The organism is Bacteroidota bacterium, from assembly GCA_018692315.1.
Lineage (GTDB): Bacteria > Bacteroidota > Bacteroidia > Bacteroidales > JABHKC01 > JABHKC01.
Genome location: JABHKC010000169.1, coordinates 1 through 22,988 on the forward strand (window position 1 = coordinate 1; position 22,988 = coordinate 22,988).

Sequence of the window (22,988 nt, forward strand, 5' to 3'; positions counted from 1 at the left end):
AACACGGTTTTGGTAAAAAACCAAATCGGTTTGGTCTATTATCCTCAATACTCAATCACACTATTAGATACTCTCGCTCTTGGTCAGGGATATCAGGTGAAAATGGCAAGCGGCGACACCCTGAATGTTACTGGAATAATCTGCCAGCCACAAAACTCACCAATTTCCCTCTCTGCAGGCTGGAATATAATTGGTTACCTGTTGCAATCCCCTATCGATATTTCACAAATATTTTCAACCATTGTGTCAAATACCGAAATTGTAAAAGACGATGCCGGCAACGTTTACTGGCCACAATTCAGTGTAAATAATATAGGCAATATGCTGCCTGGCAAGGGCTATCAGGTGAAGATGAATAGTGGGGATGTTTTGGTTTATTAAAGAATCAATCTTCAGTTTGCAGTTAACTGAAAACTGGATACTGAAGACTGACAAAAAATGGGTGCAACAACCTGCAAAGATTTTATAACATTTAAACAAAACAATCTCTATTTCTTAATTGAGGAGCTTTGTTCACTCTTTTAATAAACACATGAAGCACTTCATTAACAAACTTTTAACAACATTATTATTTGATAATAATCGTAAAAAAAGATTTTACCATTATAATATAAATATTGTACTTTTGACACCATAATTAGAAATTATTGTTTTAAAAATTATTTTATGAATAACATAATAAGAATATCAATTTTATTTATGGTAGCAGCATTTTGCAGCAATTTTGCCATTGGACAAATTAGTGAAGGAGGGGAACCTTTAAGTTTTAAATCGTCTGAAAGTTTTTCAGAAATTTCTTACTACGAAATTACTAAACCGGACATGGAAAAAATCCGGATTGAAGATGAGAAAAATGCCCTAAATGATGATTTATATCTATACGGTAGAAAACTTCCTGTAAATTTATCGATTGACAATGCTGGTGAATGGACAGATTTACCTGATGGCGATAGAGTTTGGAGAATGAAGCTGTACTCGGAAGATGCTTTGGCACTTTTCCTTTTATTCGATGATTTTTGGTTGCCCACTGAAGGTAGATTGTTCGTTTATGGTGGTGATAAAAAACAAGTGATTGGTGCATTCACCGAATTTAATAATCGCGAAAGTGGTTTGTTTGCCACCGAACTAATTTTCGGCGAAGTAATTGTTCTTGAATATTTTGAACCTCAAAATGTAAGAAATATGGCAAGTATTAATATTTCTTCTCTTGGATATGCCTATCGATCTGTCAATTTTCTGAGGGATGGAAAATCGTTTGGAGATTCTGAGGTTTGCGAAGTGAATATTAACTGCGTCCCTGAAGGAGACGATTGGCAAGACGAAAAACGAGGAGTAGCAAGAATTAGCGTTGTTACAAGTCAAGGATTTGGCTGGTGTTCAGGTTCTCTAATAAACACAACACTTGAAGACGGAACACCATATTTTCTAACAGCAGATCATTGTGCAGAAGGAACATCTACAGAAGATCTTGAACAATGGACTTTCTATTTTAATTTTGAAGCTACGGCATGTACCTCACCAACAAGCCAACCCAGCTATAATTCAATGGTTGGAGGTACAAAAATTGCCAGAGGAGGCGAATCTGGTTCTGATTTTTACTTAATTCTCTTAAACAACTATGTTCCAATGAGTTTTACTCCATTTTTTAACGGTTGGGACAGATCAGCCGCACCTCCTACAGGAGGTGTTGGAATTCATCATCCGGCAGGAGATATTAAAAAAATATCGAAATTCAACTCTGCTACTTCCGGTGGCTGGTTAAGCAACAACACTCACTGGAGATTGAGCTGGGAAACAACACAAAACGGGCATGGAGTTACTGAAGGAGGTTCATCTGGTTCACCTCTATTTAACAATAGTGGGTATATTGTTGGAACTTTAACCGGTGGTGCATCAGCATGTGTTGCTGGTGGTGCTGGAACCGGAACCGGTCCTGACAAAGCCGATTATTATGGAAAATTCTACTATTCGTGGAGTTCGAATGGCTCGCAAGATTACAGTAAATTAAAACCTTGGTTAGATCCATCCGACTCTGGCGTTACTACAGTGAACGGGAAAGACGGCTACGATAATATTCAAATTCAGGCAGATTTTATTTCAGATCTTACAAGTATCTACCCTGGAGAATCAGTTGAATTTACAGATATTTCTAACGCTTTTCCAGGATATTCAAGGAAATGGAATTTCGAAGGTGGATCACCAGAATCTTCTGTAATGTCAACAAAATCTGTAACTTATGACAATCCGGGAGTTTTTTCTGTCTCCTTAACTATTAATTCATATCAAGGAGATGATACCTTGACTGATGTTGAAATTAAGACAAATTACATAACTGTGATTGATACTTCAACAAGCTCAATGAATGAATTAGATATGAACGGCATTATAATTTATCCAAACCCGGCAACAAATTATATTAATGTCAGCTCAGAAAGGGATTTTATTATTGAAAGTATCAGAATTTTTAATGCAACTGGAGAACTTGTTAGACAAAAACAAAACAATCTTGCCAAAAATATGAAAATTGAATTAGGTAACCTTCCTGCTGGAATTTATAACATTTTTCTAATTAACGACAAAAAGTCAATATCTTCTAAGTTTTCATTACTAAGATAATCAAGGATTATTTTGTTTGAAAATACAAAAGCTAATTTTCTTATCAATTTCTTGATAAAGAAATTAGCTTTTTACTTATTACCAAAACTTTAACTTACTTTTATTGAAAGGTTTGGGAAGGCAACAATTTTATTAGTTCTTAGAATAGCATTTTATCCAGTCAATATCCATTTTTGCAGGTAAGATGCTGTCGCTAATCTCATTGTAAAGTGCGGAGCTGAAAACAATATACATTGGAGTTTTCGGAATTCCAGATGTTTGTTCTTTAACAATCACATCGTTTATTTTCCAAACAATTTTGTCTTCAGACCATTCGAGAGAGAAAATAAAGAAATCATTTAAATATTTTGAAGCGCCTATTTTTGAAATACTTTTATTTGTTCCTAAACCCCAATAATTGTTCATTCCTATTTTTTTCTTTCCATCCAATTTAAGAATATCAATTTCGGGAATCATTTTTTCTGACAACATCCAAAATGCATGATTCACTGGTGTAACATCGTTCAATCTTATTTTAGCTTTAAAAATTCCGAACTTTTGTCTGAAACTTTCGCCGGTACTAATCAATCCTGATGTATAATCAAATTGTTTTGGCATAAAACCAAACTTTGGATTCCATAATTTTCCTTGAGCTTTGTCTCTTTTTGTTATTATGCTTAAAATAGAATCTTTAATTTGCAAATTCTTACCATCCGTAATAAAATGTTTATCGTTTGCTAAAGAATATCCATCTTTCAGTAATGTTTTCCCCCAATAATAATTCGTCATCCATTTTGTTTGATCTAAATCTTTATCATCAAAATTGTCGTAAAAACTTAAATTCCAGGATTTGATTTCGTCAAATTTATTTGAGCCTTTCAGTTTAAAATATTTTTGAAATTTCTCGGAGTTTTTAATCTCTTCGTACTTCGTTTGTTTTTTATACTCGTCAAATTTTTTGTATCTTTCCTTATCGTTCATCTCATTTTTTAAATCTATAAACTCCTGAGTATGAACGATCGCTTCAAGATCTTCATATTTACTAATTAAATCAGATTTATCTAACTTTTTGAAGTTTTCATATTTCGACGATTTTTTCACTTTAAAAAACTTCTTAATCAGACTTGACTTTTTAAGATCTTTCCATTTTTGTTTTTTTCCGTATTCCTTAGTTTCTTTAAAATCTTCCTTTTTCTCTTTGCATTCGGCTTTTACTTTGTCAAATGCAGTTAAAAATGCTGAGGTATTAACCATTTTCTCTAGTTCAACAAATTCTTTTAAGTCATCTGATTGCTCTGTCCTGAGAAATTGATCGTATATGTTCGAGCTTTTAAACTTATAGTATAATTTTATATTTTTTTGTTTTTGGAGTTTCAGATATTCTTGTTCTTGCTTATATTCTTTAGTCGAACTAAAATTTTCGGCTTTGATTTTTGCTAAAGTGTTAACAAATTTTTGTGAAGTAACAATTTTTTCTAATTCTAAAAAATCTGATAATTCCTGCGAATTTTGGAATTCATTAAATTCTTTAAATTCCTTTTGAATTTCAGCTTCAGCCAATTCAATTTTCTGAGTAGCAGGAATCATTCCAAACATCGACTTTAACAAAAAACTTGTTTTAATACTTGCCATATTATATTTATTAAAATATTATTTCAAACGGTAAAAATATAAAAATCAATACATTTATTGAAATTTATAAAATAAATATTGATTTTTTGGCATTTAGTTTTTATTATTTATATAAATATCAATTAATCAACCAAATACGAAACTGCAAACTGAAGAAGCAAAATTTGCGATTACAGAATGTTTAAAAACAAATTGAAGTTTAATGAGTGGTTGGCTTGGAGCCATACGCTCACTTTGAACAAAAAAAAGTTCTGAAAGTATTGAAACTTCCCGAATGTTGTTTTTTTGAAATATGAGAAAAGCATATTATATTTCAAATTTATTATTTAACTTGTAATATAATAAACTTTATAGTTTTAAACCCATATTCTGGATAATTCAGGTATTGTTTTAGTAAAAAAATCATATCTTTGCAACTGAAATATAGTTACAATATTTGCAGTTAAATTTGTTATGAGTAAAATTGAGAAGCTTCTTGAAAAACTTAAATCTAATCCAAAAGATTTTACTTGGGATGAATTATGTCGGATATTAGCCCAGTTTGGATATATAGAAATTACCAAGAAAGGAAAAACAGGTGGTTCAAGAAGAAAGTTTATCAATGATGAAAATAAAATCATAAGTCTTCATGAGCCTCATCCTTCAAAAATCATTAAATTGTATGTAATCAGGGAAATTAGAAATTATCTAAAAATATAAAACGTAAATCATGGAAAATTATTTAAAATATAAAGAATATATAGGAACAGTTAATTTTAGTTCGGCAGATGAAGTTTTTTATGGTAAAGTTCATGGTATAAACGACTTGGTTACATTTGAAGGTGAAACAGTAAAAGAATTAAAAAATGCTTTTATAGAATCAGTTGTTGATTATTTGAAAACATGTGAAAATTTAGAAAAAGCACCCGATAAAACTTTTAAAGGCAATTTTAATGTACGAGTAACCAAAGAGCTTCATAGGCAAGCTACATTGTTAGCATCAAGAAAAAATATTACATTAAACGAATTTGTGAAAGAGGCAATATCTTATGCCATTTCTCATGAAAACGTCTTTAGTACTATGAATAAATGAAAAGTTCGACAAAGATGGACTATTAGTTCGTACGACAATAATACAATCTTAGGCAAACTTTAAGGAAATAGTTTAGAATGATTTGTCAACTCAATAGATATTAGGGGCTCAGGAACAATTACAAAAATCAAGTTTTTGTGAATAGCTCATTAAAACTTGATAATTAGTGGCTCTACTTTCGGGATGATGCAAATCCTTTAATTCCCAAATCAACTAATCTCCTTTTCTTTCAAAAGTTTCTCTAAAGCATACATCTCATCGCGCAAGCGGGCTGCTTCTATGAAATTGAGTTCTTTGGCTGCTTTTTTCATTGCATTTTTTGTTTTCACAATGGCTTTATCCAAAGCTTTTGGCGACATATATTTAACTACAGGTTCTGCAGCTACACTTATTGAATCTGACTCAACATATGCTTTTTGGTTTTTCAGCAAAGTCTTTATCATTGAATCGGTTGACTTAACTATTTGCTTTGGTTGAATATTATTTTTTTCGTTGTAAGCCAATTGTCTTTCCCGTTTTCTGTTAGTTTCGTCGATGGTTTTTTGCATCGAATTTGTAATCTTATCGGCAAACATTATTACTTTCCCATTGATATTTCGTGCAGCCCTACCAGAGGTTTGAATTAACGATCGTTCGGAACGAAGAAAACCTTCTTTATCGGCATCAAGAATAGCAACCAGCGAAACTTCCGGCAAATCAAGACCTTCACGCAAAAGATTTACACCTACCAAAACATCGAACAATCCTTTTCGGAAATCTTCCATAATTTCAACTCTTTCGAGAGTATCGACACCGGAATGAATATATCTGCAACGAATATTCATTTTTGCCAAATATTTTGTAAGCTCTTCAGCCATTCGTTTTGTGAGCGTTGTAACCAAAACTCGCTCATCAATTTTTGTACGATTATATATTTCTTCAATAAGTTTGTCAATTTGATTCAAGCTTGGGCGAATTTCTATCACAGGCTCTAATAATCCTGTTGGGCGAATAATTTGTTCAACTACTACTCCCTGACATTTTCCGAGCTCAAAATCGGCGGGTGTAGCACTAACGAAAATTGTTTGCTTGGTGATTTCCTCAAATTCTTCAAATTTCAGTGGTCGGTTGTCAATCGCAGCCGGAAGCCTGAAACCGTATTCCACCAGATTAATTTTTCTGGAATGATCTCCCCCATACATAGCTCTAACTTGCGGAATAGTAACATGGCTTTCGTCAATAATAGTTAAAGTATCCTCAGGAAAATAATCTAACAAACAAAAAGGACGTGAACCGGGCTTGCGTCCATCGAAGTAGCGAGAATAGTTCTCGATTCCTGAACAATGCCCCAACTCCTTCATCATTTCCATATCGTAAGTAACTCTGTCTTCAATTCGCTTGGCTTCCAAAGGTTTACCGATATCTTTGAAATAATCAATTTGTTTAACCAAATCGTCTTGAATCAATCTAATTGCTTGCTGCATACGATCTTTTGTAGTAACAAAAATACTTGCAGGGTAAATTATTGCCTGATCAATTCGCTCAAGAGTTTGTCCGTTTATAGGATCGAATGATTCTATTTCTTCAATCTCGTCACCCCAAAAAATTATGCGAAATGCAATATCGCCATATGCAAGAAAAACTTCTACAGTATCACCTTTTACTCGAAAATTTCCACGATTCAATTCAATTTCATTTCTTGAATACAGGCTATCAACCAATTGCATTAAAAATTTGTTCCTGCTAACTAATTGTCCTTTTTGCAGTTTTATAACATTTTCATGAAAATCTTCTGGATTTCCAATTCCGTAAATACATGAAACTGACGAAACTACAATTATATCTTTTCTGCCGGAAAGTAATGAAGAAGTGGTACTTAACCTTAGTTTTTCAATTTCATCATTAATTGAAAGGTCTTTTTCAATATAAGTATCAGAAACTGGCAAATAAGCTTCGGGTTGATAATAATCGTAATATGAAACAAAATATTCTACGGCATTTTCCGGAAAAAATTGTTTGAACTCGCCGTAGAGCTGCGCTGCAAGGGTTTTGTTATGACTCAAAATTAAAGCCGGCCTCTGAAGTTTTTCAATAACATTGGCAACAGTGAAAGTTTTTCCCGAACCAGTAACTCCAAGTAAAGTTTGATATTCTTCTTTGTTCAAAATTCCTTTCGAGAGTTGCTTTATTGCTTCTGGCTGGTCGCCGGTTGGTAAAAAATCAGAGATAATTTTGAAATCCATTTTTTACAAATTTTCAATTAAACATTTTCACCACTCTTAAAAGAGCATCGTATAAAATATCAATTTCTTCATAGGTATTAAAAAAAGAAAAGGAAGCTCTAACAGTTCCATCAATATTTAATCTATCCATAAGCGGTTGCGTACAGTGATGCCCTGTTCTCACAGCTATTCCCAGTTTGTCGAGTATCAAACCTGTGTCGTAGTGATGTATATTTTTCAACAAAAAAGAAATAACACTAATTTTATTTTGCGATTTTCCGTAAATCTCTAATTCCGGTATCGCCGACAATTTCTGAGTTGCATACTCCAAGAGCTGAGTTTCGTAAATAGAAATTTCTTCGAGCCCTATATTTTTTATGTAATTTATTGCTTCTGAAAGCCCTACAGCTCCGGCATAATTTGTAGTTCCAGCTTCAAACTTAAAGGGCAGTTTATTAAAAGTGGTTTTTTCGAAGCTAACTTTTTCAATCATGTCGCCTCCTCCCTGATATGGCGGCATTGCATTCAACCATTTTTCTTTACCATATAAAATTCCAATTCCTGTGGGAGCATAAAGTTTATGTCCTGAGAAGACATAAAAATCGCAATCTAAATCCTGAACATCAACATCGGAATGCTGAATTGCCTGTGCTCCATCAATCAAAACAGGAATATTGTTTTTATGTGCAATTTTCGTAATCTCCTTAACTTGATTTATTGTACCGAGCGTGTTAGAAACATGAGTAAAAGCAATTATTTTAGTTTTTGGGCCAATTAGTTTTTCTAATTCCGAAATCATTAAATCTCCATTATCATCAATTGGAAGAACTTTTAGTTTTGCATTTTTTCTGTCGCATAACATTTGCCATGCTACAATATTTGCATGATGTTCCATTTCAGTAACAATAATCTCATCGTTTTCAAAAATGTATTTTTCACCAAAAGAAAAAGCAACAGCATTTATCGAGAAAGTTGTTCCGCTCGTAAAAATTATTTCGTGCGAATGTTTTGCATTTATAAATCGCTGAATATTTTCTCTTGAACGCTCATATTTTTTGGTCATTTTGTCGCTAAGAAAATGAACCCCGCGATGAATATTGCTATTCCAGTTTTGGTAAACCTTAGTTTCTGCATCAATTACTTGTTGTGGTTTTTGAGTTGTTGCTGCGTTGTCGAGATATATAAGCGGTTTTTTATATATTTTTTGATTTAAGATTGGGAAATCTTTACGAATTTTGTTTATGTCTATGTTCACAATTTTTAGTTTTTAATAACAAAAATAGCAATTAATCTAAAAGTACTATATCTCTTTACATAATTTTGGTAAGCAAATATTCAAAAAGACTAGCAACTTTTTTTAAGAATAGCCTGATTTAAGAATGACAATTCAAAGCACAATTATTACATCTCGACAATTCACCTCGTAACCTCTTATTCACCAAATCGTCTATTCTTTCGCGCAATGGTTCAACTGTGATTTTTTTGACAATTTCGTTAGCGAAAGCAAACATCATCAGCAATCGTGCTTCATGTTTAGGAATTCCGCGTGATTGACAATAAAAAATGGCATTTTCGTCTAATTGTCCGACTGTTGCACCATGACTACATTTTACATCGTCAGCATATATTTCGAGATGTGGTTGTGAATGAATTTTTGTAATATCTGTCAATAAAATATTCTTGTTCGATTGAAACGCTTTGGTTTTTTGTGCCTCTTTTCTTACAACAACTTTTCCGGTGAAAGTGCCATTTGCAAAATCGTCTAATACTCCTTTAAAAACCTGATTACTAACACAGTTTGGTTTTGCATGATCTATTACCGTATAATTAGAAATATGTTGAGTTTTGTCGGTTAAGTACAATCCGTAAAGATTGTTTTCGCAATATTCGTCGTTTAACAAAACATTGATATTATTCCTAATTAATCCGCCGTGAAGAGAAATTGTATTAAAATTTAGTGTGCTACTTTTTTCTTGTTGAAAAAATACCGATGATATTTGCGAAGCCTCGTTATGTTCGTTTTGAATTTTGAAATAATCAAGAAATGCATTTTTGCCAACAAATCCTTCTGTTACCGAATTTGTCAAGAATTTATGTGGCGACAAAGAATGGTCGCAAACCACAACTTTAGCATGAGAATTTTCTTCAGCAATAATCATATTTCTATGCTGAACAAATAGAGCTTCTTCAGAAAGCAAGATATTAATTATCTGAATCGGCTTTTCTAAAACAGCATTTTTTGGGAAATACAAAAACAAACCATCCTGAACAAAAGCAGTATTTAAAGCTACTAAACTGTCATTTTCATAGGAGGCAATTTTTGAGTAATGCTTTTCAAACAACTCAGGAAATTTTTTCGATGCTTCATCAAAGCTTCCTATAATTGCACCACTTGGCAATGTTGTCAGCTTTTCGTCATTTGCGGAATAATACCATCCATTTAGTAAAATAATTGTATCTGTATCAATATCAGGGATATCGCAAGAAAAAATATCATCTAATTGAAAATCAATTTTTTGTTTTTCAAAATAAAAATTGTGCTTGTCATCAAAAATCGGTAATAAATTTGTGTGCTTATACTTTTCATTTTTTCGTGAAGGTAAGCCAAGATCACTGAATTTATCAATTGCACTTTTTCTATGTCTTGAAATTATTTCAGATGATTTATCAAGTTTTTCGATATTGTTTTGAAAAATATTAGCAAAATCGCTAACTATGGGATATTTATTCATTTTTTGTCGTTTTTAAGACTTCCATACTATTTAAAAAATATAATGACAGTCTTGATTTTCACTAATTATTTCGATAAACAATAGGTTTTGGAATTGATTAATTAATATGATTTTTTATCCAATCGTATCCTTTTTCTTCAAGTTCGAGAGCAAGTTCTTTTCCGCTTGTTTTCACAATTTTTCCATCGTACAAAACATGAACTACATCGGGCACAATATAGTCTAACAATCGCTGATAATGAGTAATTACAACTGTTGCATTTTCAGGCGATTTCAATTTATTCACACCATTGGCTACAATTCTAAGAGCATCAATATCAAGTCCTGAGTCGGTTTCGTCAAGTATCGAAAGTTTTGGCTCTAACATTGCCATTTGAAATATTTCGTTTCGTTTTTTTTCTCCTCCTGAAAATCCTTCGTTGACCGACCTATTAGCTAACTGAGAGTCTAATTCTACAAATGCTTTTTTCTCTCGCATCATTTTTAGAAAAGCTGCAGCTTTAATAGGTTCTTGGCCGTTGTGCTTGCGTTTTTCGTTGATTGCAGATTTCATGAAATTTACCATGCTCACACCCGGAATTTCTATCGGGTATTGAAAACCAAGGAAAATTCCTTCGCGAGCTCTTTCTTCAGGTAGCATATCTAAAAGGTCTTTTCCAATATACTGAATTTTACCTTCAGTAATATTGGCATATTCCCGACCTGCAATTACTGAGGCAAGTGTACTTTTGCCAGAGCCATTTGGCCCCATAATGGCATGCACCTCACCAGCTTTTATTTCAAGATTTATTCCTTTCAAAATTTCTTTTCCTTCTATAGAGGCATGTAAATTTGTTATTTTTAACATAGTATTTTTTGTTTGAAATTGTTTAATAGTCAAGAGTTTGTGAGTAACTCTTTTTTGACAAATTAATATTAATTTTTAAAACTTATCCAACGCTTCCTTCAAGTGAAATTTGTAATAATTTTTGTGCTTCAACAGCAAATTCCATAGGTAATTTATTTAGAATTTCTTTTGCATAACCATTTACTATTAAGCCAATTGCTGTTTCTGTATCGATTCCGCGTTGGTTACAATAAAATATTTGGTCTTCTCCAATTTTTGAAGTTGTAGCTTCATGCTCAACTATTGAAGATTGGTTGTCGATATCGAGGTATGGAAAAGTGTGAGCACCACATTTGTCGCCCAGAAGCAATGAATCGCACTGCGAAAAATTTCGCGAATTGATAGCTTTTTTAGCAATCCTAACAAGTCCTCGATATGAATTTTGACTTTTCCCTGCCGAAATACCTTTTGAAATAATTGTGCTTTTTGAATTTTTTCCAAGATGAATCATTTTTGAGCCTGTATCGGCTTGCTGAAAATTGTTTGTAACCGCAACTGAATAGAATTCGCCTATAGAATTATCTCCTTTCAAAATGCAACCCGGATATTTCCAAGTGATTGCTGAACCAGTTTCGACCTGTGTCCACGAAATTTTCGAATTGTCGCCTTGGCAAATTCCTCGTTTCGTTACAAAATTATAAATCCCGCCAATTCCTTCTTTATTTCCGGGATACCAATTCTGAACAGTCGAATATTTTACTTCTGCATTTTTCATCGCAATAATTTCAACAATTGCAGCATGAAGCTGATTTTCATCTCTTTGTGGCGCAGTGCAACCTTCAAGATAGCTTACATAACTATCATCATCGGCAACAATTAACGTACGTTCGAATTGTCCGGTATTGGCAGCATTTATCCTAAAATATGTAGAAAGTTCCATTGGACATTTCACTCCTTTTGGGATATAACAAAACGAGCCATCACTAAAAACAGCAGTATTTAGAGCTGCAAAAAAATTATCTTTGTATGGAACCACCGATCCAAGATATTTCTTAATAAGGTCGGGGTGGTCTTGAACTGCTTCGCTAAAAGAGCAAAAAATTATACCTAATTCTGCCAAATTCTTTTTAAATGTTGTTTTCACCGAAACGCTATCCATTACAGCATCTACAGCAACACCAGAAAGAAGTTTTTGTTCGTTTAGCGGAATTCCTAATTTTTCGAAAGTGTTAAGAAGCTCCGGATCTACTTCATCTAAACTATCCAGTTTTGGCTTTTGCTTTGGGGCAGAATAGTAAATAATATCCTGATAATCAATATCTGGAATATTCAAATTTGCCCATTTCGGAAATTCAAGAGTTTTCCAATATCGGAATGCTTTTAGTCTGTATTCAAGGAGCCAATCAGGTTCATTTTTTTTCGATGATATTAATCTAACTACTTCTTCGTTTAATCCTTTTGGGATTTCATCTGCCTCTATTTCAGACACAAACCCATATTTGTAATCACTATTTGTAACTTCTCCTAAAATTATGTCTTGTTCACTCTTCATATTTTATCAATATTGAATGATATTTAAATCAATCTTATTCTTATTTAGTATTATTCTAAATAAGCCGCAAATATATAAAATCTTATTATAATTGCACATTTAAAAATATAAATTTGCAGGCAAAAATTTAATGGTAAACAAATGACAAAAATATCGGAAATAGGTGAATTTAAGTTAATTGAAACATTAACAGAAAAAGTAAAACTAAAAAATAGCAGTACAATTAAAGGAATTGGAGACGATGCAGCAGTTTTAGACTACGGATATAAGCAAATTGTTGTAACTACAGATTTACTTGTAGAAGGAATTCACTTCGATTTGATATATACACCACTGAAACATCTTGGTTACAAAGCAGTTGTTGTGAATCTATCTGACATTTATGCAATGAATGCCATTCCGAAACAAATTACTGTATCGATAGCAATTTCTAATAAATTTACTGTAAAAGCCACAGAAGAAATCTACTCAGGGATTTATCTCGCTTGCGAAATTTATGGTGTTGATTTGATCGGCGGAGACACATCATCTTCTGTTACAGGCCTGACTATCAACGTAACTGCATTAGGAGAAGTCTCAAAAGAAGATGTTGTTTACAGAAATTCAGCAAAGAAAAACGATTTAATTTTAGTATCGGGAGATCTTGGCAGTGCCTATTTTGGCTTGCTATTATTAGAACGCGAAAAAGAAGTATTTAAGACAAATCCGGATGTGCAGCCAAAATTTGAAGGCTACGATTATATTTTAGAACGACAATTAAAGCCTGAAGCAAGAAAAGATGTGATTGCTGAATTAAAAAAAATAAATGTGAAACCCAGCTCTATGATTGACATTTCAGATGGTCTATCGTCTGAATTACTTCATATATGTAAGGCATCTAATGTTGGATGTAAGATTTATGAAGAAAAAATCCCGATTGACGCTTCAACCCAAAATATTGCAGAAGAATTTTCTATGGTTGCTTCAGTTGGTGCACTTTCGGGCGGCGAAGATTATGAACTTCTTTTTACCGCTTCAATTAAGGATTTCGAAAAGTTAAAAAATAATGAGCATTTCGAAATAATTGGGCATATTGCTGATGAAAGTGAAGGTAAAATAATAGTTACAAAAGATGGGTCGGAAGTTGAAATAATTGCTCAAGGTTGGGATGGAATAAAAGAATAATTTTTTTTTAATGAGTTTTGTTTTTATTCGGAATTTTAGAATGAAACCACAATATGTTTAGTAAAATTATAATTCCACCTCTGAAGCCGGAACAGTAAATTTAAAGGTACTTCCTTTATCAATTTCGCTTTCAACCCAAATTTTTCCGTCATTTTTATTTACAAATTCTTTGCATAAAATCAATCCAAGGCCTGTTCCTATTTCGTTTTCGGTGCCGGGCATCTTATAAGATTCATTTATTGTAAACAATTTTAACATTTCTTCTTCTCTCAACCCTACTCCATTATCTTTGATGCTAATTTCATAATAATTATCTTTCTTCTGTGAGCTAAGCTCAACAAAACCTCCTCTATTAGAAAATTTTATTGCATTAGAAACAATATTTCTAATAGTCGTTTCAATCATATTATAATCGGCAAAAATGCTTGTATTCCTTTGAATCTTATTGATTAACTCAATGTCTTTATTTTTGGCTTGAACTTCCAGAACACCAAAAATTGTGTGAATAGATGGATTTAGTTCATATTGTATAGGTTTAAATGGCGTTTTCCCAATTTGTATTTGAGACCACTCTAATAAACTATTAATAAATTGAAAGATGTTATAAACAGAATCTCTCATAGCTTTAATGAATTTCTTTTTCTCTTCGTGCGAAAAATCATCAAATTCTTCGTTAAGCAAATCACTTAAACCGAGCAACGCACTGAATGGGCTTTTCAGATCGTGTGAAACAACCGAGAAGAATTTGTCTTTAGTCTTATTCATTTCTATAAGCCTCTCGTTTTGCAACTCAATCTCTTCACTTTGCTCTTCAATTTCTTCATTTTTTTCTGACAAAAGAGCTTGAGCAATTTCTATTTTTCTCTTCCTATTATATAAGATTCTTGCAAAAATCGAAACAACAATCAATATAAGTACCATTGCACCACCAATTACTCGTTGCTGTATTATTATTGATTCAATAAGTTGATTTTCAATCAATAGTTTAGAATTAATTTCTTCTCTTTTTTCTGCTTCATATTTTTCTTGCAATTGAGCAATTTGTTTGGTTTTGGTTTCATCAAACATACCAAATCTAGTCTGCTCGTAAATTGTCAGATACTTAAAAGCATTCTTATAATCTCCCATTTCCTCATAGGTAGTAGAAAGTAAACTTGAAGCAACTGATATATATATTTTCGTACCTGTTTCTTGTGCAATTTTCAGACTACGCATAGCATACTTTAACGCCTTATTATATTCTTTCTTTTTTTGATATACGTGTGCAATATTATTTAGAATATTAGGAATACTTATAATGTCATCTTTAGTAATTTCTAATGATTCGTTTAGGAATTTTATAGCCTCATCATAGTTGCCTAATTTAGTAGATATTGCACCAAGTATATTGTAATTGTTAGCAGACATAGGAAAGTTCTCAATCTGTTCACTTATTTTCAATGATTCTAATGCCATTTCTTTAGATTTTTGGATAGAGTCAGTTTCAAAATATATAGCACTCAATCTGTTTAATGAGCTCGCAATTAGAGTTATATCTTCACTGCTTTTTGCTATGGTCAAAGATTGTTTTGTATATTTTATTGTTTCCTCAAAATTTCCTAAAGCTCTATGTAGGTCGCCGATGTTACGTAAACAACGGCATTGATTAGTTACATCTCCAATGTTTTCGTAGATTGCCAATGCTTTTGAAATATTGGTCATTACTGAATCATAATTTCCTAAAGTTTTATTAATTATTCCAGTCGTATAATATATTTCAGCAATAACTTTATTTGGTTTGACAATGGGTATTAAATCGTATGCAATTTCATTATATTTCTGTGCTTTTATAATATCATTATCTAAAAGCAGATAACACAATTTATTTATTGTTTCTACTTTCAAAATTTCATTCGTGGTAGTATCAATTACTTTTTCTAAACTATCTGTTGAGACGATAGAGTGCGAATATTTATAAGAGAATAAAATTGAAACGAATAAAACACAAATAATTATTATTTTACTCCTTTTCCTCATTTATATGTAAATATTAAAATATATTTTTTCTACAAATATACATTTTTTTCAGAATAATAATTATAAATACTATTAAATAAAAACCCTGCTTCAAAAAGGAAGCAGGGTTTTTATTTAATTTTTCACAAATTAATATGCAAAAATCGGGAAGTCCTTCATCATATTTGTAACTTCCTTTTTTGTATTTGAAATTAGTTTTTCGTCTTCAACGTTTAAGATTATTTTATCTATCATTTCAACGATTGGTTCCATATGTTCCTCTTTAAGCCCACGTGTAGTAATTGCAGGGGTTCCAACTCTTAATCCGGAAGCTTGGAAAGGCGATCGCGTATCAAAAGGAACCATGTTTTTATTTACAGTTATATCAGCTTTAACAAGAGTATTTTCAACAATTTTGCCACTAATTTCAGGCACTTTGGTTCTTAAATCAATCAACATTGAATGATTGTCTGTTCCGTTTGAAATAACTTTATAGCCTCTATCAACAAATGCTTTTGCCATGACCGCAGCATTAGCTTTGGTTTGAGCCATATATTCTTTATAACTATCTGTTAATGCTTCGCCAAAAGCAACTGCTTTAGCTGCAATTACATGCTCTAAAGGACCTCCTTGAGTTCCAGGGAAAACACCGGAGTCTAACAAAGATGACATCATTCTAATTTTTCCTTTTGGCGTTTTCTTTCCGAAAGGATTCTCAAAATCTTCGCTCATCATAATAATGCCACCACGAGGACCACGCAAAGTTTTATGTGTGGTTGAAGTTACAATATGGCAATGTGGAAATGGATTGTTAAGTAAGCCAGTAGCAATAAGTCCTGCCGGATGAGCAATATCTGCCATTAGCAAAGCACCAACTTTATCGGCAATTTCTCTCATTCGGGCAAAATCCCAATCGCGAGAATATGCTGATGCTCCGGCAAGTAGCATTTTGGGTTTTTCTTTAATGGCTACTTCCTCCATCATATCGTAATCTACAGTACCTGTTTCTTCTTTAACTCCGTATGCAACAGGCCGATACAAAATACCGGAAAAGTTCACAAACGAACCATGAGTTAAATGTCCGCCATGCGAAAGGTCGAAGCCAAGAAAAGTTTCACCTGGCTTTAGTATTGCCAACATTACAGCTGCATTTGCCTGAGCTCCAGAATGTGGCTGGACATTTGCCCAACATGCTCCAAACATCTCTTTCAATCGATCGATGGCTAATTGTTCTGTTTGGTCAACTACTTCGCATCCACCATAGTAGCGTTTGCCGGGATACCCTTCTGCATATTTATTTGTCATGCAAGAACCCATGGCTTCCATTACTTGATTGCTTACAAAATTTTCTGAAGCAATAAGTTCAATGCCATTTTTCTGACGTTGATATTCTTTTTCAATTATTTCAAAAACCTTAGTATCTCTTTCCATTACATTTGTTTTAATTTATTATATATTCCTTTTTATAATTTTAGAATTTTAAACTAAAAATCCGAAACTCTGATTATTGCCTTTTAATCCTGACTGTCGTACTTTACAATGTTCATAAAGTGTCCCATTTTATCGCGTTTGGTTTTCAGGTAAAAATCGTTATGCTCGTTTGGTTCAATTATTAGAGGGAGATTCTCAACAATTTCAAGTCCATATCCTTCGAGTCCGGCTCTTTTTATTGGGTTATTTGTTAATAGACGTATTTTAGAAATATCCAATTCTCTTAATATTTGTGCTCCAACACCGTAGTCTCGTTCGTCATCTTTAAAACCTAATTCGAGATTTGCTTCAACGGTATCTCGTCCATTTTCCTGCAATTGATATGCTTTCATTTTATTTAGCAATCCAATTCCTCTTCCTTCCTGATTCATATAAAGAAGAACACCTTTTCCTTCTAATTCTATCATTTCCATAGCTTTATGAAGTTGTTCTCCGCAATCGCAGCGCTGAGAGCCAAAAATGTCGCCGGTGGCACACGATGAATGTACTCGAACCAAAATCGGTTCATCGACATCCCATTTGCCTTTTATGAGAGCTATGTGTTCTAAATTATTCGATGTTTGTTTAAACGGAATTAAGTTGAAATTGCCAAATTCGGTAGGTAAATTCACTTTCACACCTCTCAAAACCAAACTTTCTTCTTTTAACCTGTAGGAAATAAGGTCTTCTATTGAAATGAGTTTCAGATCAAATTTTTTGGCAATTTTAGTAAGTTCTGGCAAACGAGCCATAGTGCCATCTTCATTCATAATTTCTACCAATGCTCCACCTGGCTGCAATCCTGCCAAGCGTGTTAAATCGACAGTTGCTTCAGTATGACCAGTTCTTCTTAGAACTCCTCTATTTTTTGCTTTCAATGGAAAAATATGGCCCGGCCGACCTAAATCTACAGGATTGGTTTTCGGATTTACCAATGCTTTTATTGTTTTGGCTCTATCCGCCGCAGAAATTCCAGTTGAGCAACCATGTCCTAACAAATCAACGGAGATTGTAAAAGGCGTATCATGAGCAGCAGTGTTTTTTCCAACCATAAGTTCAAGTTCTAAATAGTCGCAAGTTTCTTCTGTGATAGCTGCACAAATAAGTCCTCGACCATGAGTTGCCATGAAATTTACAATTTCAGGTGTGATTAATTCGGCAGCACAAATAAAATCGCCTTCATTTTCTCTGTCTTCATCGTCAACTACAATGATTACTTTTCCGGCTTTTATATCTTCTATTGCCTCATCAATAGTATTAAATTTAAATGTTTCTTTCTCCACTTTTTATCTTTTATTTTCAGAAAAACTATTTGCAAAAGTGGTAATTTTAGAACAAATAGAAAATAGTTTATTCTTTTTTATTGAGATAATTTCAATCTATTTTTCTAAAATGAGCTATACCGTAATAAAGCTGAATTATTTATAATATTTTGATGCTTTTTCTAAATCAAATTATGCAGAATACTTTTCATTTTATAATTAAATTGCATCTTAAAATCATAAATAAACTTTACTATTTATGAACAATTTCCGAAATGATACGTTGAAAAGTTTTAAAAAATGCTTTATTTTGCAAGATGTATATTGAATTTATGAAAAATTAAAAACCTTATTATGATTAATTACAAAAATATATGCTTTACCATAGCTTCAGTTTTTTTTATATTAATATCCTATCAATCAAAATCGCAAACTACACCATGCGATACAATTTCATTCAATCAAACATTTCCTGACACTATCTATTCTTGCGGTGTTGATAGCATTGAATTAGATGCTGGAGCAAATTATTTGAGCTATCAATGGAATACACTTGATACTACTCAGTCTGTTTATGTATCAACATCATCAATGTATATTGTTAATCTTGTTTTGGATAGCACTTGCTTTGGAGGAGATACAGTTTTTGTAAGCCTTATAAGTTCTACAATTCAACAAAACGATACCGGAATTTGCTATGGTGAAGATATTTTGATTTCGATGTCTTCATCTTTTTATTCATTTCAATGGAATATTGGATTTTATTCAGACACAATAGTTCATACTCCTTTCAGCACAACAAACTATGTTGTTGAAATATTTGATGGCTTTTCTTATTGCTATGATTCGGTTTTGGTTACAGTGGATGTTTCTCCCGGGTTGCAGGAAAATTATCTGTTTTGTAATATTGACAGTTTTGACTTGGCGACCAATCCAAACGGTAATTTTACTGACTATTTGTGGAATACAGGAAGTACAGATGCTTCAATTTATGTAAATACTACTGGGATTTATAGTGTTTCAACAAATACAAGTATGGGATGCTTTTATCAAGATACTACATCTGTTGAATTTATTATTGCAAATGTTTCGCAAGCAGATACAACACTTTGTTATGGAGATAGTTTGGTTCTTTCAGCAAATCCTGGAATGACTTACTATTCGTGGAGTACGAATCAATACACAGAATCAATTACAGTTTTCCCAAGCGATACAAGTACATATTTCATAACCTACCCTCTTGGTATCGGACAATGTAGCGATAGTGTAACTTTAAATGTTGCAAGTCCGCCATTTTTAGACGATACAATTCTACTTTGCAATGCATCGAATTATGAAATAGATGCTAGTTCAGATTATTCAAATTATTTATGGAGCACAGGTAGCAACTCCACTATTTTAAATATTACAAATAGTGGGACTTATGGATTAACAGTGAGCATTGATGCCTGCACTCAAATCTATTCTAATTATGTAGATTTTATTGATTTAGAAATAACTACGAACGACACTACAGTTTGCTATGGCGAAACAATTACTATTAATGCAAGTTCAAGTATTTCAAACTACACATGGAGTACTCAAGAATTTACAAGCTCAATTTCTCCAACAATTACCGATAACTCTACAATATTTTTATATTCAAGCAATGGCATAAACTCGTGTATGGATTCTATCCAAATCATGGCCTATCCTGAAATAACAGTAAATTTAGACGATTCTGTATTTGAATGTAATCAAGCAAGCATCGATATTTTTGAACAAATTTATGTTTATCCTTCATATTTGTGGAATACCGGAGAAACTTCTCAGGTTTTAACAGTAAATTCGACAGGAACATATACTCTTACTGTAACAAATAATGAAGGCTGTAGCGGCGTAGGACAAAGTTATGTAAATCTTATTTCAGTAGATATTTTGCAAAACGATACACTTTTATGTAACGGAAATTCTTTAATAATAAATTCAACAGCTTCAACAAGCTCATATTTTTGGAACACAGGCGAAACCACTTCATCGATTCTTGTTGCTCCTTTTGTATATTCCCAATATATTTTGACTGCAACTGACGGAATTGGCTCCTGCACTGATCAAGTAAATATTAGTGTTGGCGATCCAATTTCAATTAGTTTTGATGATACAATATTTTCTTGCTCAACCTTAGAATTTTCGTTCGATACTACATTTTCGAGCTATCTTTGGAGTACCGGAGAAATTAGCCCTTCAATTTTGGTTAACTCTTCCAATATTGTTAGCGTAACCGTAACTAATTCAAGTGGTTGTTCTGATTCCGATAGTTCCTTTGTTTACATAATCGACTCTAAAATTGACCAATCTGACACTGCAATTTGTGAAGGAGAATTTGTAATGTTTTCTATAGATCAAAATGTAAGCTCATATAATTATTTATGGAACAATGGCTCCACAGATTTGGCAATTTTTGTATTTCCAGAAACAAGTCAATATTATTCAGTTTCTATTTCCGATGGCGTAGGAACCTGCACAGACGAGGTCTTTGTTGAAGTTTGGGAATTTGGAATTGACACTATTTTTGGAGCAACAGATGTTTATCAAGACTCGACAGAACAATATTTCATTAACACATATCCGGGATCAACCTTTGAATGGAATGTATCCTCAGGGACATTTACCCAAAACTCTGACACGAGCATCACTGTAGTTTGGGGACAAATGGGTGTTGGTGTTGTGCAAATTGTTGAAACTAATTCTCATGGCTGCATTAGCGAACCTTTGATTTTGGAAGTTACTATTGATTTCGATTTTAGTATAGCAGATAATGGCGATGAAAGAATTTTAGTTTTTCCAAACCCGTTTAGCGATTTCACAAAAATTATTCTGAACAATAAACTTCAAAATTTCAAAAAAATGGAAATTTATGATGCTTTCGGTAAAATGATTTATCAAATTGAAAATCAAAATCGAACTGAATATATTGTTCATAGAAACAACTTATCTCAAGGCGTTTATTTTATAAAAATAATTGGAGAAGAAATCATAATAAAAAAGATAATTGTTCAATAAACTGCTTATGAAGGCTTTTTGTCTGATTGTTTTCTACTGTACAATTTCATATTTTTCAACCTCTTATGCACAAGACACCACCGATAGTGGCTTTGAGTTGTTAGAATATGCCTATGAAGGAAATTTCAAAAAAGTCGATAGTCTTTTAAAACAAGGAACTGATGCAAATTCATGTACTTACAAAGGCTATACAGCTATTATGTATGCCGCCGAAAATGGGAATATAGACATAGCTAAATTACTAATTGAAAATGGCGCAGATGTAAATATGGTGCCTTTCAATAAAACATCTCCATTAATTGCAGCAACAAAAAATAACTTCATTGAAATTTGCGAATTATTAATTAGAAACAATGCAGAAGTAAATTGCATAGATAGAAAACGGGCTTCCCCTCTTTTTTATGCTGCTGCATATGGTTACGATACTTTATGCGACATGTTAATCTATTATGGTGCAGTAGATTATAAGAACTTTTATAATCAAACTTCGCCATTAATGATTGCTTCATTTGTTGGCAATATTGAAATAGTTGATTTACTCCTTCATCATGGAGCATTATTAAGCCTTAAGGATAAAAAAGGACGAACAGCTCTTTTTTACGCAATAGAAAGCAACCAATTCCAAATAGTTGAGTTACTTATAAATAATTCAGCAAATATATTTGATACTACAAAATCCGGCATTTCTCCAATTATCTTAGCTGCAAATCAAGGGAATTTTGAAATTTTAGAGATGCTTTTGGATAAACATTCTGCAGTTTATATAAATAGTAAATCAGAAGACCAGAAAGTTCAGTATGACAGTATTATGAAAGATTCGGAATTAAATTTAGCATTATTTTATGCCAAATTAAATAAACACAGAAATATTGAAAAGCTACTAAAAAAATATAATGTGCAAAACAAAAAATTAATAATAAGCAATTTTTCTATTCACATTGACAATTATTTTAACACACAAGATTATATGTTTGGTGGTGGATTTGGGTTTTATGAATTAAAATCAAACTCTACACTTAATTTTGGATTTAATTCTCGACTAAGAAAAAAAAGTATTTTGATGGAACAAGATACAAATTTGTTTTTTCAATTTCGTGAACAACGATTTCTGTTCTATTCAAGTTTTGAAAAGCAGCTTAATTTTATAAATACTAATGAATTAGAAACCGGTTTTTTGCTTGGAATAAAAGGACTTTTCACTTTTGGGAATTTGCGGGGAACCAAATTAAATGTAAAAAATAAGTTTCATTTTGTGCCTCAAGTAGGATATTTTTTTAAAAAAGGAGATATTTCTTATAAGATCTATTACGAATATTTAGATTTTAATATTTATGAATTTTCACCCCATAGAATAAACATTTCATTAGCTGCAAATATAAGATTAAAAAAATTAAATTATAAAAAAGCTAATTTTGATTGGCTATACTAACGAATTATGAATATGA

16 protein-coding genes are annotated in these 22,988 nt (G+C 32.4%); 7 read left to right on the plus strand and 9 right to left on the minus strand.

From position 1 onward, the window contains the following. The coding region (locus tag HN894_12920) for a hypothetical protein (protein MBT7144222.1) at window positions 1-381 on the plus strand (381 nt) is incomplete at its 5' end. 285 nt (window positions 382-666) lie between these two features. Further along, the gene (locus HN894_12925; protein MBT7144223.1) at window positions 667-2,616 is read left to right on the plus strand and encodes a T9SS type A sorting domain-containing protein; all 1,950 of its coding nucleotides are present in this window, start codon (window positions 667-669) and stop codon (window positions 2,614-2,616) included. A 132-nt stretch (window positions 2,617-2,748) separates the two neighbouring features. On the opposite strand, the gene HN894_12930 is transcribed toward HN894_12925, so the two are convergent. Beyond that, on the minus strand, window positions 2,749-4,227 hold the full coding sequence (locus HN894_12930; GenBank protein ID MBT7144224.1) for a glycoside hydrolase family 16 protein: 1,479 nt from the start codon (window positions 4,225-4,227) through the stop codon (window positions 2,749-2,751). Window positions 4,228-4,680: 453 nt separating this feature from the next. Between HN894_12930 and HN894_12935 the strand changes: the two genes are divergently transcribed. Continuing rightward, the gene (locus tag HN894_12935; protein MBT7144225.1) at window positions 4,681-4,926 is read left to right on the plus strand and encodes a type II toxin-antitoxin system HicA family toxin; all 246 of its coding nucleotides are present in this window, start codon (window positions 4,681-4,683) and stop codon (window positions 4,924-4,926) included. A gap of 10 nt (window positions 4,927-4,936) precedes the next feature. Continuing rightward, entirely contained in the window at window positions 4,937-5,299 is a 363-nt protein-coding gene (locus HN894_12940) for a type II toxin-antitoxin system HicB family antitoxin (protein MBT7144226.1), read from the plus strand. 209 nt (window positions 5,300-5,508) lie between these two features. On the opposite strand, the gene uvrB is transcribed toward HN894_12940, so the two are convergent. The 5 genes from uvrB to sufB all read right to left on the minus strand — a co-directional run bounded on the left by uvrB (window position 5,509) and on the right by sufB (window position 12,610). Next, the gene (uvrB, locus tag HN894_12945; protein ID MBT7144227.1) at window positions 5,509-7,521 is read right to left on the minus strand and encodes an excinuclease ABC subunit UvrB; all 2,013 of its coding nucleotides are present in this window, start codon (window positions 7,519-7,521) and stop codon (window positions 5,509-5,511) included. A 13-nt stretch (window positions 7,522-7,534) separates the two neighbouring features. Beyond that, window positions 7,535-8,749: a cysteine desulfurase gene (locus HN894_12950; protein ID MBT7144228.1), complete on the minus strand. Its 1,215-nt coding sequence runs from the start codon at window positions 8,747-8,749 to the stop codon at window positions 7,535-7,537. A gap of 124 nt (window positions 8,750-8,873) precedes the next feature. Next, window positions 8,874-10,232 carry a Fe-S cluster assembly protein SufD gene (gene sufD / locus HN894_12955; GenBank protein ID MBT7144229.1) on the minus strand — a complete coding sequence of 453 codons (1,359 nt, stop codon included), beginning with the start codon at window positions 10,230-10,232 and terminating at the stop codon, window positions 8,874-8,876. A gap of 97 nt (window positions 10,233-10,329) precedes the next feature. Beyond that, window positions 10,330-11,079 carry a Fe-S cluster assembly ATPase SufC gene (gene sufC, locus HN894_12960; protein MBT7144230.1) on the minus strand — a complete coding sequence of 250 codons (750 nt, stop codon included), beginning with the start codon at window positions 11,077-11,079 and terminating at the stop codon, window positions 10,330-10,332. An 82-nt stretch (window positions 11,080-11,161) separates the two neighbouring features. Continuing rightward, window positions 11,162-12,610: a Fe-S cluster assembly protein SufB gene (gene sufB, locus HN894_12965; protein MBT7144231.1), complete on the minus strand. Its 1,449-nt coding sequence runs from the start codon at window positions 12,608-12,610 to the stop codon at window positions 11,162-11,164. A 141-nt stretch (window positions 12,611-12,751) separates the two neighbouring features. Here sufB and thiL point away from each other — a divergent pair, with 141 nt between their 5' ends. Beyond that, window positions 12,752-13,774, plus strand: a complete 1,023-nt coding sequence (thiL, locus tag HN894_12970; protein ID MBT7144232.1) for a thiamine-phosphate kinase — start codon at window positions 12,752-12,754, stop codon at window positions 13,772-13,774. A gap of 66 nt (window positions 13,775-13,840) precedes the next feature. On the opposite strand, the gene HN894_12975 is transcribed toward thiL, so the two are convergent. The 3 genes from HN894_12975 to HN894_12985 all read right to left on the minus strand — a co-directional run bounded on the left by HN894_12975 (window position 13,841) and on the right by HN894_12985 (window position 18,522). Further along, window positions 13,841-15,790: a tetratricopeptide repeat-containing sensor histidine kinase gene (locus HN894_12975; GenBank protein ID MBT7144233.1), complete on the minus strand. Its 1,950-nt coding sequence runs from the start codon at window positions 15,788-15,790 to the stop codon at window positions 13,841-13,843. Window positions 15,791-15,919: 129 nt separating this feature from the next. Then, the gene (locus tag HN894_12980; protein MBT7144234.1) at window positions 15,920-17,200 is read right to left on the minus strand and encodes a serine hydroxymethyltransferase; all 1,281 of its coding nucleotides are present in this window, start codon (window positions 17,198-17,200) and stop codon (window positions 15,920-15,922) included. Between the two features lie 83 nt (window positions 17,201-17,283). Beyond that, window positions 17,284-18,522: a bifunctional 3,4-dihydroxy-2-butanone-4-phosphate synthase/GTP cyclohydrolase II gene (locus tag HN894_12985; protein MBT7144235.1), complete on the minus strand. Its 1,239-nt coding sequence runs from the start codon at window positions 18,520-18,522 to the stop codon at window positions 17,284-17,286. Between the two features lie 333 nt (window positions 18,523-18,855). Between HN894_12985 and HN894_12990 the strand changes: the two genes are divergently transcribed. Continuing rightward, window positions 18,856-21,543 (plus strand): T9SS type A sorting domain-containing protein, encoded by a 2,688-nt coding sequence (locus HN894_12990; GenBank protein MBT7144236.1) that lies wholly within the window; start codon window positions 18,856-18,858, stop codon window positions 21,541-21,543. 7 nt (window positions 21,544-21,550) lie between these two features. After that, entirely contained in the window at window positions 21,551-22,972 is a 1,422-nt protein-coding gene (locus HN894_12995) for a hypothetical protein (protein MBT7144237.1), read from the plus strand. The last annotated feature ends 16 nt before the right edge of the window (window positions 22,973-22,988 follow it).

What these genes read in the sequence shown, in the direction of transcription:
- sufC (MBT7144230.1), bottom strand. Translation starts at nt 11,079, where the DNA reads ATGTTAAAAATAACAAATTTACATGCCTCTATAGAAGGAAAAGAAATT.
- HN894_12980 (MBT7144234.1), bottom strand. Translation starts at nt 17,200, where the DNA reads ATGGAAAGAGATACTAAGGTTTTTGAAATAATTGAAAAAGAATATCAA.
- HN894_12925 (MBT7144223.1), top strand. Translation starts at nt 667, where the DNA reads ATGAATAACATAATAAGAATATCAATTTTATTTATGGTAGCAGCATTT.
- HN894_12975 (MBT7144233.1), bottom strand. Translation starts at nt 15,790, where the DNA reads ATGAGGAAAAGGAGTAAAATAATAATTATTTGTGTTTTATTCGTTTCA.
- uvrB (MBT7144227.1), bottom strand. Translation starts at nt 7,521, where the DNA reads ATGGATTTCAAAATTATCTCTGATTTTTTACCAACCGGCGACCAGCCA.
- thiL (MBT7144232.1), top strand. Translation starts at nt 12,752, where the DNA reads ATGACAAAAATATCGGAAATAGGTGAATTTAAGTTAATTGAAACATTA.
- sufD (MBT7144229.1), bottom strand. Translation starts at nt 10,232, where the DNA reads ATGAATAAATATCCCATAGTTAGCGATTTTGCTAATATTTTTCAAAAC.
- HN894_12935 (MBT7144225.1), top strand. Translation starts at nt 4,681, where the DNA reads ATGAGTAAAATTGAGAAGCTTCTTGAAAAACTTAAATCTAATCCAAAA.
- HN894_12930 (MBT7144224.1), bottom strand. Translation starts at nt 4,227, where the DNA reads ATGGCAAGTATTAAAACAAGTTTTTTGTTAAAGTCGATGTTTGGAATG.
- HN894_12995 (MBT7144237.1), top strand. Translation starts at nt 21,551, where the DNA reads ATGAAGGCTTTTTGTCTGATTGTTTTCTACTGTACAATTTCATATTTT.
- HN894_12940 (MBT7144226.1), top strand. Translation starts at nt 4,937, where the DNA reads ATGGAAAATTATTTAAAATATAAAGAATATATAGGAACAGTTAATTTT.
- sufB (MBT7144231.1), bottom strand. Translation starts at nt 12,610, where the DNA reads ATGAAGAGTGAACAAGACATAATTTTAGGAGAAGTTACAAATAGTGAT.
- HN894_12990 (MBT7144236.1), top strand. Translation starts at nt 18,856, where the DNA reads ATGATTAATTACAAAAATATATGCTTTACCATAGCTTCAGTTTTTTTT.